General features: G+C 35.7%; 16 protein-coding genes and 1 other annotated feature (1 of these 17 cut by a window edge). Of the genes, 15 read left to right on the top strand and 1 reads right to left on the bottom strand.

Features of this window, described 5'->3' with window-relative positions; translation table 11 throughout:
- The first annotated feature begins 12 nt into the window (after nt 1-12).
- From rapZ to BM183_RS05075, 11 genes are all read left to right on the top strand, one after another.
- Nucleotides 13-882 (top strand): RNase adapter RapZ, encoded by an 870-nt coding sequence (rapZ, locus tag BM183_RS05125; protein ID WP_091684964.1) that lies wholly within the window; start codon nt 13-15, stop codon nt 880-882.
- Between the two features lie 38 nt (nt 883-920).
- A complete protein-coding gene (gene whiA, locus BM183_RS05120) occupies nt 921-1,907 on the top strand; it encodes a DNA-binding protein WhiA (protein WP_091684962.1) in 987 nt (328 codons plus the stop codon).
- A complete protein-coding gene (locus BM183_RS05115; RefSeq protein ID WP_091684960.1) occupies nt 1,882-2,136 on the top strand; it encodes an HPr family phosphocarrier protein in 255 nt (84 codons plus the stop codon). Before whiA ends, BM183_RS05115 begins: the two co-directional genes overlap by 26 nt.
- A gap of 375 nt (nt 2,137-2,511) precedes the next feature.
- The gene (locus tag BM183_RS05110; protein ID WP_242960858.1) at nt 2,512-3,966 is read left to right on the top strand and encodes a polysaccharide deacetylase family protein; all 1,455 of its coding nucleotides are present in this window, start codon (nt 2,512-2,514) and stop codon (nt 3,964-3,966) included.
- Between the two features lie 144 nt (nt 3,967-4,110).
- A complete protein-coding gene (locus BM183_RS05105) occupies nt 4,111-7,605 on the top strand; it encodes a DNA polymerase III subunit alpha (RefSeq protein ID WP_091684959.1) in 3,495 nt (1,164 codons plus the stop codon).
- 88 nt (nt 7,606-7,693) lie between these two features.
- Nucleotides 7,694-8,668 carry a 6-phosphofructokinase gene (gene pfkA / locus BM183_RS05100; protein WP_091684957.1) on the top strand — a complete coding sequence of 325 codons (975 nt, stop codon included), beginning with the start codon at nt 7,694-7,696 and terminating at the stop codon, nt 8,666-8,668.
- A 296-nt stretch (nt 8,669-8,964) separates the two neighbouring features.
- Nucleotides 8,965-10,707 (top strand): ABC transporter ATP-binding protein, encoded by a 1,743-nt coding sequence (locus tag BM183_RS05095; RefSeq protein ID WP_091684955.1) that lies wholly within the window; start codon nt 8,965-8,967, stop codon nt 10,705-10,707.
- A 222-nt stretch (nt 10,708-10,929) separates the two neighbouring features.
- Nucleotides 10,930-11,718, top strand: a complete 789-nt coding sequence (locus BM183_RS05090; RefSeq protein ID WP_091684954.1) for a Cof-type HAD-IIB family hydrolase — start codon at nt 10,930-10,932, stop codon at nt 11,716-11,718.
- Between the two features lie 329 nt (nt 11,719-12,047).
- A complete protein-coding gene (locus BM183_RS05085) occupies nt 12,048-12,563 on the top strand; it encodes a sigma-70 family RNA polymerase sigma factor (protein ID WP_091684952.1) in 516 nt (171 codons plus the stop codon).
- Nucleotide 12,564: 1 nt separating this feature from the next.
- Nucleotides 12,565-13,539, top strand: a complete 975-nt coding sequence (locus BM183_RS05080; protein ID WP_091684951.1) for a hypothetical protein — start codon at nt 12,565-12,567, stop codon at nt 13,537-13,539.
- A 106-nt stretch (nt 13,540-13,645) separates the two neighbouring features.
- On the top strand, nt 13,646-14,446 hold the full coding sequence (locus BM183_RS05075; RefSeq protein WP_091684949.1) for a ZIP family metal transporter: 801 nt from the start codon (nt 13,646-13,648) through the stop codon (nt 14,444-14,446).
- 59 nt (nt 14,447-14,505) lie between these two features.
- On the opposite strand, the gene BM183_RS05070 is transcribed toward BM183_RS05075, so the two are convergent.
- Nucleotides 14,506-14,760: a hypothetical protein gene (locus tag BM183_RS05070; protein ID WP_091684948.1), complete on the bottom strand. Its 255-nt coding sequence runs from the start codon at nt 14,758-14,760 to the stop codon at nt 14,506-14,508.
- A gap of 315 nt (nt 14,761-15,075) precedes the next feature.
- Here BM183_RS05070 and sfsA point away from each other — a divergent pair, with 315 nt between their 5' ends.
- From sfsA to BM183_RS05050, 4 genes are all read left to right on the top strand, one after another.
- Nucleotides 15,076-15,759 (top strand): DNA/RNA nuclease SfsA, encoded by a 684-nt coding sequence (gene sfsA / locus BM183_RS05065; protein WP_091684946.1) that lies wholly within the window; start codon nt 15,076-15,078, stop codon nt 15,757-15,759.
- A gap of 148 nt (nt 15,760-15,907) precedes the next feature.
- Entirely contained in the window at nt 15,908-16,300 is a 393-nt protein-coding gene (locus BM183_RS05060) for a bacteriohemerythrin (protein WP_091684945.1), read from the top strand.
- A 174-nt stretch (nt 16,301-16,474) separates the two neighbouring features.
- A complete protein-coding gene (locus BM183_RS05055) occupies nt 16,475-17,695 on the top strand; it encodes a glycosyltransferase family 4 protein (RefSeq protein WP_170847894.1) in 1,221 nt (406 codons plus the stop codon).
- A 9-nt stretch (nt 17,696-17,704) separates the two neighbouring features.
- Nucleotides 17,705-18,457: a YdcF family protein gene (locus BM183_RS05050; RefSeq protein WP_091684941.1), complete on the top strand. Its 753-nt coding sequence runs from the start codon at nt 17,705-17,707 to the stop codon at nt 18,455-18,457.
- Between the two features lie 86 nt (nt 18,458-18,543).
- Nucleotides 18,544-18,614: a binding site (T-box leader), on the top strand; it runs 133 nt beyond the window's last position.

The following is an 18,614-nucleotide window of genomic DNA, read 5'->3' as shown; positions in this document are numbered from 1 at the left end:
TGGGAGAATTATATGAGACTGGTAGTAGTTACAGGAATGTCAGGAGCAGGCAAAAGTTCAGTACTAAAAATGCTGGAGGATGCAGGATATTTCTGCGTTGATAATCTTCCTATACAACTCATCTATAAATTAGTCCAGTTAACCTTCAATGGAACCCAGAATATCGACAAAGTAGCATTAGGTGTTGATATTCGCAGCGGACAAGCCCTGGAAGAACTGGATGAAGTATTAGACCTAATGAGTATGGATGGATATCCGTACGAGATACTGTTTTTAGATGCTAGTACGGAAGTATTAGTAAAACGTTACAAGGAAACAAGAAGAACACATCCTTTATCCGGAGCAGGACGAGTAGAGCAGGGCATTGAAACTGAGAGAAACAAGCTGGAATTCCTTAAGAAAAAGGCCAATGTTATTATAGATACAAGTCAACTGCTAATTCGGGAATTAAAAGTTCAAATTGATAAAATATATTTAAAAAATGAAAAATACAATAACTTTTTCATAACCGTGCTATCTTTCGGATTTAAGTATGGAATACCAATGGATTCTGATTTGGTATTTGACGTAAGGTTCTTACCCAATCCATACTATATTCCAAAGCTAAGAGCAAAGACAGGTAATGATAAAGATGTTAAAGATTATGTAATGAAATCAGAGATGGCTCCTGTATTCGTAAAGAAACTTGAGGATATGATTACATTTTTAATTCCAAATTATATCGCAGAGGGAAAAAATCAGTTGGTTATTAGTATTGGATGCACTGGAGGCAAGCATCGTTCCGTCACCTTGGCCAATGAACTGGCTCTTAGACTGCAACATCTTGAATATGGATTAAAGGTGGAGCATAGAGATATTATGAAGGATACATTGCACAGCTAGCAAAGTCTCTAGATTCTGAAAGGAGCAAGGAAATTAATATGTCATTTTCCAGAGACGTAAAGGATGAATTATCAAAACAGATTAGTCCTGCAAGGCACTGCCAGATAGCTGAACTGGCAGCAATCATCAGTTTATGCGGCAACATTATTATATCTGAATATGATAGATATATTCTGAAACTCCATACGGAAAATCTGTTGGTAGCCAGAAAATACTTTACATTAATTAAAAAAACCTTTAAAATAAATACAGAAATCTCGGTAAAACAAAATAATTATCTGAAAAAGAATAAAACCTATACTATGGTTATTGTAGATCATGACATAGTTATTAAAATCTTACAAGCTACCAAGCTGATGGATGAAAACAAAGAAATTATGGAAAACTTATCTGTAGTAGATAATCTGGTCATACAGAATTCTTGCTGCAAAAGGGCATTTATCAGAGGTGCATTTTTAGCTTCCGGTTCCATGAGTGAGCCAAAGAAGACCTATCATTTTGAGATAGTTGCACCAAATGAACCAAAAGCAAGACAAATTCAAGAAATTATCAATACCTTTAATATAGATGCAAAAATTGTGATTCGTAAGAAACATTTTGTTGTCTATGTAAAAGAGGGTTCACAAATAGTTGACCTATTAAATGTAATGGAAGCACATGTTTCTCTTATGAATTTGGAGAATGTCCGAATATTAAAAGAAATGAGAAACTCCATTAATAGGCAAGTGAATTGCGAGGCTGCCAATATTAATAAAACGGTGCAAGCAGCAACCAAGCAGATTGATGATATAATATATATTAAGGAACAGATTGGCTTCAGTGAATTATCAGAGGGGTTGGAGGAAGTTGCATCTTTACGCATTGAATATCCAGAAGCATCACTGAAAGAATTGGGGGCTCTGCTTAATCCGCCTATAGGCAAATCAGGTGTCAACCACAGGTTAAGGAAATTAAGCATTTTAGCAGATAATGTTAGGAAACAGAAGGAGGAAGTAAACTATGGTATCGAAAAAAATAACAATTAAAATTCCCACAGGATTAGAGGCAAGACCGGTCGCTCTATTGGTTCAGGTTGCAAGCCAATATGAAAGTGCTATCTATGTAGAATGTGATGATAAGAAAGTCAATGCAAAGAGTATTATGGGAATGATGAGCTTAGGTTTAGCAGCAGGTGAAGAAGTTACTGTTTCAGCTGAAGGCTCTGATGAACAGGCGGCTATTGATAATATCGAGAAATATTTAAGTTCAAAATAGATTCCATATGATTATGAATTAGGATATTTTAAAGAGAATATACTATCTAAAGAGGTTGACGCGAAATAGAAAATTTTGCATAACCTCTTTTTTTAAAATTAATAATTTTGTAAAGAAATATTAAAAGGTTCATGCTATAATGAAAGAAGTGTACACCAATTAATATATTTTATAGCAAAGGTATATTATACAAAAGATAGACGTGATGTTGTATACATATGTTAAGTAAGAATCGCGAATAATAGATCATAACAGACAACATTAAACGAACTGATAAATTATATTATACCTGAAAGAACCTTAAACCTGAACCAATTGTGTTTTGGACAGGTTTCATCTTCTCTTCAGGATTTTATGCATGAAGGAGGAAATCGAGTGGATAACAAAACAAAAGGATATACGAACAAAACAAATTCCTATGATTATAGAGCGGAAAGCAACGTTAAAAAGACAAGTAAAAAAGGAAAATATAAAACAATACTTGTTGCTGAGCTTTTATTACTTTTTATAGCAATAGCCGGTATTCTTACCTTTGCCCTGGCAAAAGGAGGTTATTTCAAGAAGAATAATAATAATCAACCACAAGGGGGCATAAATGCTCCAGGGGATAAAGATAAAGGTTTAACCCCGGAAGAAAAAGAAGAAAAGCGTTTAGAAGAAGAGAAAAAAGCACAACAGGAAAAGATTTCAAAACTAGTGGAAGAAGCGGACTTATTGGCAATGGGTTATGATTATGACAAAGCCATAGAAACTATAAAGTCATATGGTGAAGGGTATACCAATCATACGGTACTTACGGATGCTATTGCAAAATATGAAGCAGACAAGGAAAAACTGGTTCCTTTAGGTGCATATGAATCCGTCAATGAAATAAGTCATGTATTCTTTCATTCTTTAGTGGCGGATAATTCCAAAGCCTTTGATGGAGATTATGCTTCCAACGGCTATAATTATTATATGACTACCATTTCTGAATTCAAGGAAATGATGAAGCAGATGTATGAAGCTGGTTATGTTTTGGTAAGTATCCATGATGTAGCCCGTCAGGTAACTGCAGAAGACGGTACAACAAAATTTGTTTCCGGAGATATTATGCTTCCGCCTGATAAAAAGCCATTCGTACTGTCACAGGATGATGTTAATTATTATGAATATATGACTGGAGACGGCTTTGCTTCTAAAGCTGTCATTGACGAAAACGGCAGACCTTCCACTGCTATGATTATGGATGACGGAACTGTTTCCGTTGGAGATTATGATATGGTTCCGGTTTTGGAAACATTTATTGCGGAACATCCGGATTTTTCTTATAAAGGAGCCAGAGGTATATTAGCACTTACCGGTTATGAAGGTACTCTGGGCTATCGTACCAACGATAAGACTTCTCCTACCTACGAAGAAGACAAAGAGACGGTTAAGGAAGTTGTAAAGAATCTAAAAGAGTGGGGATGGGAATTCGCCTCTCATAGTTATGGACATAGAAATATGGGAAAGGCAAGTTATACCTTTACGGTAACGGACACCGACAGGTGGATGGAGGAAGTTGGTTCCCTGATTGGTCCTACGGATGTCTATATCTTCCCCTATGGAATAGATATAGAAGAGAGCGTTAGCGGTTATACCAGCGACAAATATAATTATTTAAAGAGTTTAGGCTTTAACTATTATTGCGGTGTTTTTAAATCTCCATGGATCCAGGTAAAAGATGAATATGTTAGAATGACCAGAAGACCTTTGGACGGGCAGGCAATGTTACAATTTCCGGAAAGATTAGCTGACTTATTTGATTTGAGCAAAGTTATTGATCCGGATCGGCCGGCACTGAAATAGGGGTCTTCTGACCCCATTTTTAGAAATAAAGTGGTACAGGAACCAGGTTGAAAGGAACTTTCAACCTTAAAGTTTTGTGTCAATGAAATCTTCAATTAAAAACTTAAGATGACCCAAAAAGTATATGTTAACATGGAGGTAAAAATGAAATTTGCACATTTACATCTACATACAGAATACAGTCTTCTGGATGGATCAGGTAAAATCAAAGAAATGGTAGCCAGAGCAAAAGAACTGGGCATGGACAGTATTGCCATTACTGATCATGGTGTAATGTATGGCGTCATTGATTTTTATCGTGCCTGCCTTGCTGAGGGAATAAGACCTATTATTGGGTGCGAAGTTTATGTAGCGCCCAATTCACGGTATGATAGAGAGAATTCATCTTCGGAGGACCGGTATAATCATCTGGTTTTATTAGCAGAGAATAATACCGGTTATTCCAATTTAATGAAAATTGTTTCCACCGGTTTCATAGAAGGCTTTTACTATAAACCCAGAGTGGATTATGAAATACTGTCCAGATACAGTGAGGGTATCATTGCGTTAAGTGCCTGTTTAGGAGGAGAAGTTGCAAGTAACCTGCGCAGAGGCTTCTATGAGGAAGGTAAAAAAGCAGCATTGCGGCTGAAAGATATATTTGGAGAAAATAATTTCTTTTTAGAGCTACAGGATCACGGTTTACCGGAACAAAGTCAAGTAAACCAAGGATTACTGCGAATGCATAGTGAAACAGATATTCCATTAGTGGTTACTAACGACGTTCACTACACGTTGGAAAGTGATGCTCAGGCACATGATATCTTACTTTGTATTCAAACCCAGAAAAAAGTCTCCGATGAAAATAGAATGCGATATGAAGGCGGCCAATATTTCCTGAAATCACCGGAAGAAATGGAAGCCTTATTTCCTTATGCCAAAGAAGCGCTGGAAAATACTCAGATGATTGCAGAACGCTGTCATGTGGAAATTGAATTTGGTGAATATAAACTTCCTAAATATGATGTTCCCGTTGGCTTTACGGCTTTGGAATATCTGAAAAAACTTTGTGAAGAAGGTTTAATCAGAAGATATGGGAATCCTTCTACAGAATTAAAAGAAAGATTAGAATATGAAATTGAAACGATAAGAGGTATGGGATTTGTAGATTACTTCTTAATTGTATGGGATTTTATCAAATATGCCAAAGATAATCAAATTATGGTAGGACCTGGACGAGGTAGTGCGGCGGGAAGTATTGTATCCTATTGTCTAGAGATTACGGATATTGATCCCATAAGATACAATCTGTTGTTTGAGCGCTTCTTAAATCCGGAACGATTAACCATGCCGGATATTGATATTGATTTCTGTTTTGAAAGAAGGCAGGAAGTTATTGATTATGTAGTACAAAAATACGGAAAAGACCGGGTGGTTCAAATTGTTACTTTTGGAACCATGGCAGCCAGAGCGGTTATTCGTGATGTGGGAAGAGCTTTGGATCTTCCTTATGCCCAGGTAGATACGGTTGCCAAAATGATACCAACAGAAGTAGGTATTAATATTGGAAAAGCCCTGAACTCCAATCCGGAATTAAAGAACCTATACAACAGCGACGAAGAAATTAAATATTTAATTGACATGTCATTACGTTTAGAGGGATTGCCCAGACATACTTCTATGCATGCAGCGGGTGTGGTTATCAGTAAAGCACCGGTAGTAGAATATGTTCCATTGTCACGTGCTTCTGATGATTCTTTAACAACACAGTTTACTATGACTACTTTAGAGGAATTAGGCTTATTAAAGATGGATTTTTTAGGCCTTCGAACTTTAACCGTTATTCAGAACGCAGTCAGATTGGTAAATGAAAAAGCAGACAGGGACAATACGAATAAAATACATATGGATCGGATAGATTATGATGATAAAAATATATTTAATTTAATTTCTTCCGGTAAAACAGATGGTATATTCCAGCTAGAAAGTGCTGGCATGAAAAGCTTTATGAAGGAGCTTAAACCGAAAAGTCTGGAGGATATTATTGCAGGTATTTCTTTGTATCGTCCGGGACCAATGGACTTTATACCAAAATACATTAAGGGAAAGAATGAATCGGAATCTATTATATATGAATGCCCCCAGTTAGAGCCTATTTTATCTCCTACATATGGCTGTATTGTATATCAGGAGCAGGTTATGCAAATTGTTCGTGACCTTGCAGGTTACAGCTATGGACGAAGCGATTTGGTACGCCGTGCTATGTCTAAAAAGAAAGCCTCTGTTATGGAAAAAGAACGTAAAAACTTTGTCTATGGCAATGAGGAGGAAAATATACCGGGCTGTGTGAATAATGGTATATCCGCAGAAGTAGCCGACCATATTTTTGATGAAATGACAGACTTTGCAAAGTATGCTTTTAACAAGTCCCATGCTGCTGCTTACGCGATAATTTCTTACCAAACAGCATTTTTAAAGTATTACTATCCGGTAGAATTTATGGCAGCACTTATGACTTCGGTAATTGATAATCCGGGAAAAGTTGCAGAATATATTTATGCCTGCAGGCAGATGGGAATTGAGATACTACCTCCGGATATTAATGAAGGATATAGCACATTCTCTGTATCAAAGGGATCTATTCGCTACGGACTTTCTGCCATTAAAGGATTGGGAAAACCAGTGATTGAGGCAATTGTGGAAGAACGTGGATGTAAAGGCAAATTTACCAGCCTAAAGGATTTCGCGGTCAGATTATCCGGAAAGGAAGTAAATAAAAGGACCGTAGAAAGTTTTATTAAATCGGGGGCCTTTGACAGCCTGCCAGGAACCAGAAAGCAATTAATGATGATTTATATTCAGGTATTAGATGAAGTATCTCAGGATAAGAAGAAGAATTTAAGCGGTCAACTGTCATTCTTTGATTTGGTGGGAGAGGAAGAAAAAGCAGACTATGAAAATAATATGCCAGATGTAGGAGAGTATTCTACAGAACAGCTTCTGGCATTTGAAAAAGAAGTTATGGGTATCTATGTAAGCGGACATCCTCTTGACCAATATGAAGGTTTATTAAAAAAGAATATCACCAATTCTACTTTGGACTTTGCTCTTGATGAAGAAATCGGAGAAGCAAAAGCAAAGGACGGTGCTTTTGCAACTATTGGAGGAATGGTGGTTTCCAAGACGGTAAAAACCACAAGAAATAATTCTATGATGGCTTTTATTACATTAGAAGATTTAGTAGGTACCGTTGAAATTATCGTCTTCCCAAGAGACTATGAAAAATATAAAATATTATTGCAAGAAGACAGAAAAGTCTTTGTACGGGGGAAAGTAACGGCAGAAGAAGAGAAGCCAGCCAAATTAATATGCAGTGATGTAATACCTTTTGAAGCCATTCCCAAAGAAGTATGGATTAAATACCCGAATAAAGATAATTTTGTAAAAGATGAACAAACTTTATATGAATTATTGAGCCAATCTGATGGTGATGATTCCGTTACCATCTACTTAGAATGTGAAAAAGCAATAAAACAACTTCCTCAAAGCAAGAATATTAATGTGGAAAGTGACTTGATTAAGAAATTGAAAGAAAGATATGGAGACAGCAATATTCAAGTGGTAGAAAAGAGTATTGAAAAAGCTAGAAAAATGCATTAAAATATAGAAGATTTGAACATTAAAATACAAATGTAAACAAACAATCTATAATGTATATCACCTTGAAGTATACAGGAAAGAGGAAACTATGGCAAATAAAGTTAGTACAATTGGTATATTAACAAGCGGTGGAGATGCACCGGGCATGAATGCCGCTATTAGAGCGGTTACAAGAACTGCCTTGGGATATGGTTTAAAAGTTAAGGGGATACGAAGAGGGTTTAATGGTTTATTAGAAGAAGATATTGTTGATTTAGATGGTAGAAATGTTTCTGATATTATACAAAGAGGTGGAACCATTCTATATACAGCAAGATGTAAAGAATTTACCACAGAAGAAGGCCAGAATAGAGGTGCTGAAGTTTGTCGAAAGCACAATATTGATGGCTTAGTAGTAATCGGTGGTGACGGATCTTTTAGAGGAGCAGGAAAGCTGGCTGAAAGAGGAATTAATACGGTAGGAATACCTGGAACCATTGACTTAGATATAGCTTGTACTGAATATACCATAGGGTTTGATACTGCAGTAAACACAGCTATGGAGGCAATCGATAAGGTTAGAGATACATCTACTTCCCACGAAAGATGTAGTATTATAGAAGTAATGGGCAGACATGCAGGATTTATAGCTTTATGGTGTGGTATTGCCAACGGAGCCGAAGATATTTTAATTGCCGAAAGATACGATTATAATGAACAAAGTATTATAGACAATATTATTAGAAGAAAAGAGAGCGGCAAGAAACACCATATTATTGTTAATGCAGAAGGTGTTGGAGATTCTTACGAAATGGCAAAAAGAATCGAAGAAGCTACTGACATTGAAACAAGAGCTACCATTATTGGCCACATTCAAAGAGGGGGAAGTCCTACTTGCAGAGATAGAGTATATGCTTCAACTATGGGGGCTTATGCTGTTGATCTGCTCTATAAAGGTGCATCAAGACGTGTTGTAGCCCATAAAGATGGCAAATTTGTTGACTTTGATATACAAGAAGCGCTATCTATGGAAAAAGACATTGACCAATACTTATATGATTTATCCAGGAGATTATCAAGATAAAACGTACATTTTAAGAGGCTGTTACAGCCTCTTTTTCAATCTTTTGAGTTGCCTTAACAGGAAAGAAATGTTATGATAATTAATTAATCCATTAAAAATTACATATCATATTATTTATAATGGAAAATCAATAAAATACTATGTATTCCAAAGGAATTATTCCAAAGGAATTATTCCAAGGAAAATATTCCATGAAAATATTAAAAATATTCCATGAAAAACTTATGTTATCTATATAACGTGTTATATAGATTGCATGCTATATATAACAAGTAAATAGATAAAATGGAGGAGTTATGAGCAGGAAGACCAAGAAATTTTTATCTTACTATAAACCATATTTAGGACTTTTTCTGTCCGATATGTTTTGCGCTTTAGTGGCAGCAAGTATTACATTGCTTTATCCTTTAATAGTAAGATACATAACCAATGATTTGCTGAGAAACTATGAGATCAGCCAGGCAATGAATACCATTATTAAACTGGGACTTTTGATGCTTGGGCTAGCTATTTTAGAGATGTTGTGTAATTTCTTTATAGCATACAAAGGCCATATGATGGGAGCTAATATAGAATTTGATATGCGTAATGACATCTTTGAACATTATCAAAAATTATCTTTTAACTTTTATGATAATCAGAAAACTGGTCAATTAATGGCAAGAATTACTCATGATTTATTCGATATTACGGAACTTTGCCATCATGGTCCAGAAGACATTGTAATATCCATCATTAAGTTTGTGGGTGCTTTCATTATCTTAATTAATATCAATCTTCCCCTAACATTAATTGTTTTTACTTTCTTACCTATTATGTTTGCATTTGCATTTTTCATGAAGAATAAGATGAATCGTGCTTTTAGAAAAAACAGGGAAAGAATTGCAGAAATTAATGCCCAAATAGAAGATAACCTGTCAGGAATTCGTGTGGTAAAATCCTTTGCCAACGAGAATCAGGAGTTGGATAAATTTCATGCCGGAAATAAACGATTTGTAGAGAGTAAAAGAAACAGTTACTGGCAGATGGCTACATTCCATTCCGGACTTGGTGTATTCACCAATCTGATCAGTGTTGCGGTAATTATTGGGGGTAGTTTGCTAATTGCAGATGGAGCCATTGCGGTTAGTGACCTTTTAACCTTTTTACTCTATATTAATAATATCATAGAGCCTGTTCGAAAACTGATTAATTTTACAGAGCAGTTTCAAAATGGTATTACCGGTTTTGATCGTTTTATGGAAATAATGGATATTAATCCGGATATTGTAGATAAAAAGAACGCTGTGGACTTAAAGAATGTAAAAGGTGAAATAGAATTTAAGAATGTTTCCTTTAAATATAATGAAACTACTACTGATGTATTTCGTAATATTAATCTGAAAGTAGAAGCCGGAGAATATATTGCTTTGGTAGGGTCCTCCGGTGTAGGAAAAACCACCATGTGCAGTTTAATCCCCAGGTTTTATGAAGTATCCAGCGGTACCATAACATTGGATGGAATGGATATCCGGGATATTAAATTAAAGTCACTTAGAAAGAATATCGGTATTGTACAGCAGGATGTATATTTATTTACCGGAACTGTTATGGAGAATATACGATATGGTAAGTTAGATGCAACAGAGGAGGAAATAATCCAGGCGGCAATGAATGCCAATGCCCATGACTTTATTATGGAACTTCCGGATGGATATGATACTTACATTGGGCAGCGGGGAGTTAAACTTTCAGGAGGGCAAAAACAAAGATTAAGTATTGCCAGAGTGTTTTTAAAGAATCCTCCGATTCTTATCTTTGATGAAGCCACCTCAGCATTAGATAACGAAAGTGAGAAAGTGGTACAGGAATCCCTGGAAAGGTTAGCCAAGAACAGAACCACCTTTGTAATTGCCCACAGATTATCCACCATACGCAATGCCAAGGACATTATTGTATTAACAGAAGGTGGTATTGCAGAAAGAGGTAATCACAAAGAGTTGTTAGAACAAAAGGGGCTTTATGCTAATCTTTACACATTAACCCAGGCAAGCCAATGATCTAACCCAGGCAGAATAACAATAGTTACAAAGAATATTAAATATGATAAGGAAAGAGGTGTGAGGAAAAGCTTCTTCACACTTAGAAGAACTCCAAAATGAGAATCCATTTGAATTCTCATTTTGAACTTCTGCATCTATTATTTGAGATGCAGCTAAGAGGCATGAAATGTTGAAAGAATTTTATTCTTTCGACCCTTTGAAAGGAGCATTGTTATAAAAATGGATAAGAAAATAGTATTTTTTGATGTGGACGGAACCTTATATTTACCGGATATAGGGGTGCCTGATTCAGCAAAAGAGGCCATTGCCATGCTGACGGATAATGGGCATATCCCTATTATCTGTACAGGCAGAACCAGACCTATCGTTCCGGATAATTTAATTCAGCTAGGCTTTAAAGGAATTATTGCAGGTGCCGGCACCTATATTGAATATGATGGTAAAGTTATTGAGAATATATTAGTAGAGGATGATTTGGTTAAAGAAACCATGACATTCCTCAAAAAAAATAAAGTAAGATATATTTTGGAAGGGCCGGAATGTCTTTACTACGAAGAAAAAGATAAGGGAGAAGATTACAGCTATATTACAAGTCTTTTTAAATATTTCGGAGAGGATATAATAAAAGCTTTAGATTCCGATACGGTCATTCGTATGAATAAAATATCCTGTAATTTAACAGAAGAAACCAACCCAGATATAGTTATGCCGAAACTGGAAGAGAAATTTCAACCTATTTATCATGGCGTGCAGATGTTTGAATTAGTACCCCGTGGAATCAATAAGGCAACCGGCATTCAAAGATTATTAAAGCACTTAAATATGGACCAGAAAGACACCTATGCATTTGGTGACAGTAATAATGATATAGAAATGTTAGAATACGTTAATACAGGAATTGCAATGGGTAACAGTTATCCGGAAGTACTGGAAAGAATCAGACATAAGACAAAGTCTATTAAAGAGGACGGCATTTATCATGGATTAAAGAAATTTAACCTGATATAAATATATCTGCGGATAAATAAACTATTTATGCAGTATTAGTATCTTAATCTCATCAGGTAAGGACTTACCTGTTTCAGCAGGAGTTTAAGCTCCTGCTGAAATGCCACGTAGTGGCAATGAGGTTATGAGCAGGTAGCATAAGCGGATTGCGAATATCCGCTTTGACTCACTTTATCCAATTATTTCATGGGAACTATTTTATAGTTTACATCGTCAAATGTTTAAGAGTATACTAATACTGCAACCATCAAATTTCTTTAGCGGATCAAAATAGAAAGTGGGAGATGAACCAACAATCCGCATAAATAGAATATAGGGGGAAGAGTTCAATGTACGAGGAGAAACAGCCTGTTTACCACATTGAAACCTTGATAAGGCAATATGGCAATGATGTTTTACGTACTGCATTTATGTATGTAAAAGATAGTCATTTGGCAGAAGACATTTTTCAAGATGTATTCATAAAGGTAAACAAAAATCTCAGTACCTTTCAAGGAAACAGCAGTATTAAGACTTGGATTATTCGAATCACCATTAACACATGCAAGGATTATTTAAAAAGTGCATGGAACCAAAAGGTAGTACCTATGACAGAATATGAGGAAAATACCATACATACAGATGATGATTACAAAGCTGTTGAGCAACAAGACCAGAATCAGCTAATTCGTGAAACGGTTATGAATTTACCTGACAAATATAAAGATATTATCGTTTGCGTATATTATCAGGATATGACCATAAGCGATGCAGCAAGTATATTAAAGATTGCAGAAGGAACAGCTAAAAGCCGTTTATCCAGGGCAAAAGAGAAACTAAAGACTTGTTTGGAAGGGAGGTTATAAGATGGATTTCCAAAAAAATAAATTCAGCAATCAACAGAAAAATGGAAATGGTTCTATGGATAGAGACAAAATTAAAACAGAGAACCGCTTAGAGAAGGAAATAAATTTTGAAGATGAAATTATTCATTTAAAAAACCATCTTAATGCTTCTTTTGACAAAGATAATATTGTAGTTTCGGAGGAACTGATTCAAAAGACATTACAGGCGATTCAATCCGGCAAGGCTCCTTTAACTGCGGATGAAGACAATCAGGAAGAATATGTTGTAACAGAACATAAAAAGAAAAATAGATTTCCTGTTTTTAGATTAGCTGGCATTGCAGCGGTACTTCTGATTCTATTAATCGGTATAAATATATTGAAGTATTTACCTGCCAATAAAAAAAGTGCTGAATATGACGTTAATTCTGCCACAGAGAATACATCAGAATCTGCGGCACCAGAGTCTGGAACTTTAGAGAAAAGTATTGAGGCAAAGAAAGAAACAGAAACATACTCGATTGCAGATACAGGAGCAGGCCAAGAAGTGGCTAAAGATAAAAATGCTGATAAATCTGATTTGAAAGCCTCAGCCAGAAACGATGGATCAGAACCGCAAGAAGCCAATATGGACACACTTGAAGTAGAAGGTATGATATTTTCTGATATTTTACCTTTCACAGCAGAACAGGTAAATTCCTTTTCTATAATAAATAGCAAGAAAGAAAGCATAAACTTTAAGGAGCCGGAGAAAATCAAGGAATTCCTTCTTATGTTAGATGAATATTATTTACTGCCTGTTGAAAACGAAGAAGATACTTCAGAAAATCCGTTGGATTATCAGATTGTATTTACAACCCGGGATAATTTATCCTATACTATATTGGTTGAAAATGAAATTCTGTTAAAGACAGATGATAATAATCGTGATATAATAAGATATACCATTATAGGGGATGTAGAACAATTAAAGAGCAAAATAAGTGAATATAGGTAATTAATTCAAAAGCCTATGGTTTTGATGAATAAAGAATTTCATGAAAGGCTTTTTAGAAGAGGAATCTACAACCCTAGAATAAAGTAAGTAACTAGGAGGATATAATATGAATCCAATTTTAATGGCTTTTCTAGGGGGACTTGTAACTTGGGGCGTAACAGCAGCCGGTGCGGCCATGGTATTCTTTTTTAAAGAAATAAAACCAAAAGTTTTAAACCTTATGTTAGGTTTTGCATCCGGTATTATGTTAGCAGCTTCCTTTTGGTCCTTGTTGTTACCGGCATTGGAATTATCGGAGGATTCTCCCCTTCCCTGGCTTCCTGTAGTTGTAGGATTTGGCTTTGGAGGATTATTCTTATTCGGTGCAGATAAATTAATTCCTCATGTTCATCATGTAGAAGATGAGCCCAGAGGTGGAATAAGTAAGGTATCGAGAAACAGCATACGCCGTAGTGTATTATTAGTTACGGCAATAACACTTCATAATATTCCGGAAGGATTGTCCTTTGGTATCGCATTTGGTTCTGTAGGAACTGTGGAAAAGGCCACCACAGCAGGAGCTATTATTCTGGTCGTGGGTATAGCACTTCAAAACTTTCCGGAAGGAGCAGCAGTATCCATACCTTTACGAAGAGACGGACATTCAAGGTTAAAAAGTTTTATGTATGGGCAGGCATCAGGAATTGTTGAGCCAATTGCAGCAGTGTTTGGAGCCATGCTTGCAAGCAGTGTCAGATCTATTTTGCCTTATGCATTATCCTTTGCAGCAGGTGCTATGGTTTTCGTAGTAGTGGAAGAGTTAATTCCGGAATCACAAAATGACTCTCACCTTTACGGACATGCGGCAACTATCGGAACTATGTTAGGATTTATGGTAATGACAACATTAGATATTGCCTTAGGATAAGAAAAAATAACCGGCTATTTTCTTTTATTGAAATAGTCGGTTATTCTTAAATTCAGGCTTTATTGTTCTTCTTCCGATTCGGTGGAAGCAGCTTCGTCAGAGGTAAAATTGATGGACACATATTCACGAGTATCTTTTTTTTCTACTTCCGGAGCATCCTCATCTTCATCATCAAAATCTTCAAATTCATCTTCAAACTCATCAAATTCATCAGAAGAGTCTTTGTTAATTAAATTTTTGTAAACATAGTAAGCTCCGCATGCTAAAGTTGCAAGGGAAACAGTTCCAAACAAGAATTTACCGAATTTCTTCATACTATCATACTTCCTTTCGTCTTATCAGTATATGCAATTACTAACAATAATTATACTCTTTTAACTAGGAATCTTTCCTTAATTATAATCCATTATAAGCCAACTTCCTGTAAAAGGGAAGTTAAAAAAGTGTAAAATTATTATGAACTAATTGACAAAAACTAAAAATGTTTGTAGACTCAATATACAATGGGAAAGAAGACCTACTGATTTTAGCGTGAAAGAGTACATAGATTGGAGCTCAGGCAATATGTGCCGGCACACAAAGCTGCTGTGGTTATTAAGAAGCGTTAAATCGCCAGAATCGAGGTTATTATGAAATATAACAAAGTTAAAACAGGAATATTCAGGTCCCGTCCCAATCGATTTATTGCTTATGCAGAGGTGGATGGTGAAGTAAAAACCTGTCATGTGAAAAATACCGGGCGATGCAAGGAATTGCTAATACCGGGGGTTACAGTCTATTTGGAAGAACAGGACAACCCGAATCGAAAGACAAAATATGACCTGATTGGTGTTCAAAAAGGTAATCGAATGATTAATATGGACTCCCAGGCACCGAATAAAGTAGTTTATGAATGGATTAAGTCAGGTGGATTATTTTCTGATATTAAATTAGTTAAAACAGAAAAAACATATGGTAATTCCAGATTTGATCTGTATGTAGAGGCAGAGAACAGGCAGATTTACATAGAAGTAAAGGGTGTTACACTTGAAGAAGAAGGGATAGTCAGATTCCCGGATGCCCCTACGGAAAGAGGCGTAAAGCATGTCAGAGAACTTATTGCCTGTGTGGAAGAAGGCTATGAAGCATACATCATTTTTGTAGTACAAATGAAGGGTGTTAAATATTTTGAACCTAATAACATCACTCATCCTGCATTTGGACAAGCACTGAAGGAAGCTGAGGAAAAAGGTGTTCATATTCTTGCCGTAGATTGTGATGTGGAAGTGGATCAATTGAATATTCGAAAAAATGTAATGGTCAAATTACAATAATAATTTGATACAGTCAACCAAATCTAGTATATGGGCGTCGAAACATGTATCCCCATTATATATAGAATATAAAAAATCTTGATTTTTCACAGGACAAAATTTGTGCTGGCGCCCAAATTCGGGGTGCTTCGGCAGAAAGGAGATTATTATGTTTGTAATGAAAGAAGAATACTATACCGGTATTAAGCAAATTGATGATGAGCACAAAGAACTGTTTCGAATTGCACAATCCGCATATGATGTCTTTGCAGACGAATTTATTCCGGATAAGTTTGATAACATTGTAACCATAATCAATGAGTTAAAAGATTATGCAAAATTTCATTTTGCAAGTGAAGAAGCGTATATGAAAAAAATTGGGTACAAAAAGCTGTTCAGCCAGATTGTTGATCATGAACAATTTATGGAGAAGGTAAATAGTATTGACTTTGAACAGGTGGACAGGAATCAGACAGAAATGTTATTAGATATTCTCTCATTTATTGGGGACTGGCTTAGTCAACATATACTGGAGAAGGATAAATTGATCGGTGAAAAATAATATGCAGGTTCAATAAGAAAGTATATTATAAAACTTGCATATAAAAATCATATAAACATAGGAAGATTATAAATTATGCAAGTTGTAATATGTAAAAAATAATAGTATAATAGTTGGGATTTAGTAAATATTAGATGTATCATAGTGAATTAGGTGGGGAAAGGGAGAGATAAATTGAACATAGCTTTATTTACAGATACGTATTATCCGGAAATTAATGGAGTTGCAAATTCTGTTTATATACTAAAGAATGAATTGGAGCAAATTGGACATACAGTATATGTTTTTACAACAACAACACCAGGTTCGCCGGAGTATGAACATAACGTATTTCGAGTACCCAGTATGCCCTTTGCTTTAATTACAGAAAGAAGAGTAGGTATTTTTTATCAGCCTAGGCTGGCTTCTATTATTAAAAAGTTAGATCTGGATCTTATCCATACCCATACAGAGTTCTCTTTAGGCATATTTGGCCGAATTATGGCAAAGGAATTAAAATTACCTATGGTGCATACCTATCATACTATATATGAAGATTATACTCATTATTTAACTAATTTTAAGACTCTGGATAAAAGAGCCAAGGCATTTGCCAGAGTCTTTACTAAAGTTTGTTGTAATACAGTAGAGCAGGTTATCGTGCCCACTCAGAAAGTTAAAGATTTATTATTGACCTACAGTGTCCATAAGGAGATTAGTATAGTCCCTACAGGGGTGAATCTTAAAAAATTTAATCCTGCTCTTTATTCTCAGGAAGATGTAATGGAGTTAAAAAAGCAATATAATATTCAGGAACAGGATAAAATAATGCTTTATCTGGGACGTGTTTCCAAGGAAAAAAATATTGGTGAAATCATTGAATCAATGCCTCAATATATGAGGGAGAGAGAGAATGTGAAGTTTGTTATTGTAGGCAGCGGACCTGAAATGGAAAACTTAAAGCAGATGGTGACAGAACGAAATTTGGACGGAAGAATTCTGTTTACCGGAGCACAGCCCTGGGACAATATTGGATTATTTTATCGAATGGGTGACGTATTTGTAAGCGGCTCTACCAGCGAAACACAAGGACTAACATATATTGAGGCTATGGCAGCTGGGCTTCCGATTGTAGCCAGACGGGACAGATGTTTAGATGACATTTTGGTTCCGGGCTGGAACGGATATGATTTTACGGATCGGAAAGGTTTGCTAGAAGGACTTGATGCGGTGTTATTTAGCAGTTCTGGTATTGCATATGGTGAAAATGCAAGAAAGAATGTACAAAAACTATCTACGGAAGCATTTGCCAGAAACGTGGAAAAAGTTTATGAAGAAGTTATGAAACGGGATGCCATATCGAAGAAGCGTGAGGAATATGAATCAAGAAAAATAAGGCGTTTATTCCGTAGATAGGGGTAGTTCATGAATTTACTTACAATTTCACTTTTAGGAATGGGCATATTATGTATATTATATTTTGTAGTAATCATACTATATGCAGGACCCAAAGCCTCCTTTTTGCAGTTTTGGATAGTGACGGGAATGCTCCTTATTCTTGCAGCATTCCTTTATCCTTTGATAGAAACCGATACAATAGCTACTTTGAAATATATTAAGCATGCAGCAGGTATTCTTTTATTCTTTGGTGCAATCATCTTTATTGTGACTGAGATACGAATCCTATCATCGGGAAGCAAAAAAGTAAGCCTATCGGCAGAGTATGTAATAGTATTAGGCGCCCAGGTAAAGGGAAAGGTATTATCCAAAACATTAAAAAGCCGTATGGATACCGCCTGTAAGTATCTTAAGGGGAATAAAGATGCAAAAGTAATTGTGTCCGGAGGACAAGGAGATGGAGAAGATATATCGGAAGCGGAAGCTATGAGTAATTACCTTGTGAAACAAGGGATTGAGTCATACCGTATTATAAAAGAAGATCAATCTGTTAACACTTATGAGAATATTAAATATAGCAAAAAGTTTCTAAAAGAAGAAACGGCACTTGTTATTCTAATAACAAGCAGTTTCCATGTATACCGGGCAATGGGCATTGCTAAAAGACAAGGACTGAAGGTTCAGGGGCTTGGGGCGCCGTCGGATCAGGTTTTGGTACTGAATTATTATATAAGAGAATTTTTTGCAGTGGTAAAAGACAGGTTGATTGGAAATATATAATGAATAATTTTACAATACTACAGTTATTTTACTCTTGACAAAGAATTTTGCAATGCTATAATAAAAATTAAATAAAATTCTAAACACCTAATACGTTGAAGAGACGAGTAAGATGTGGAATATTACAGAGAGAGATATGTTAGCTGAGAATATCTTA

This window comes from Anaerocolumna aminovalerica (genome assembly GCF_900115365.1).
Taxonomy (GTDB): domain Bacteria; phylum Bacillota; class Clostridia; order Lachnospirales; family Lachnospiraceae; genus Anaerocolumna; species Anaerocolumna aminovalerica.
Note: the sequence above shows the minus strand (reverse complement) of the source record. Positions and strands in the feature narration are given on the sequence as shown.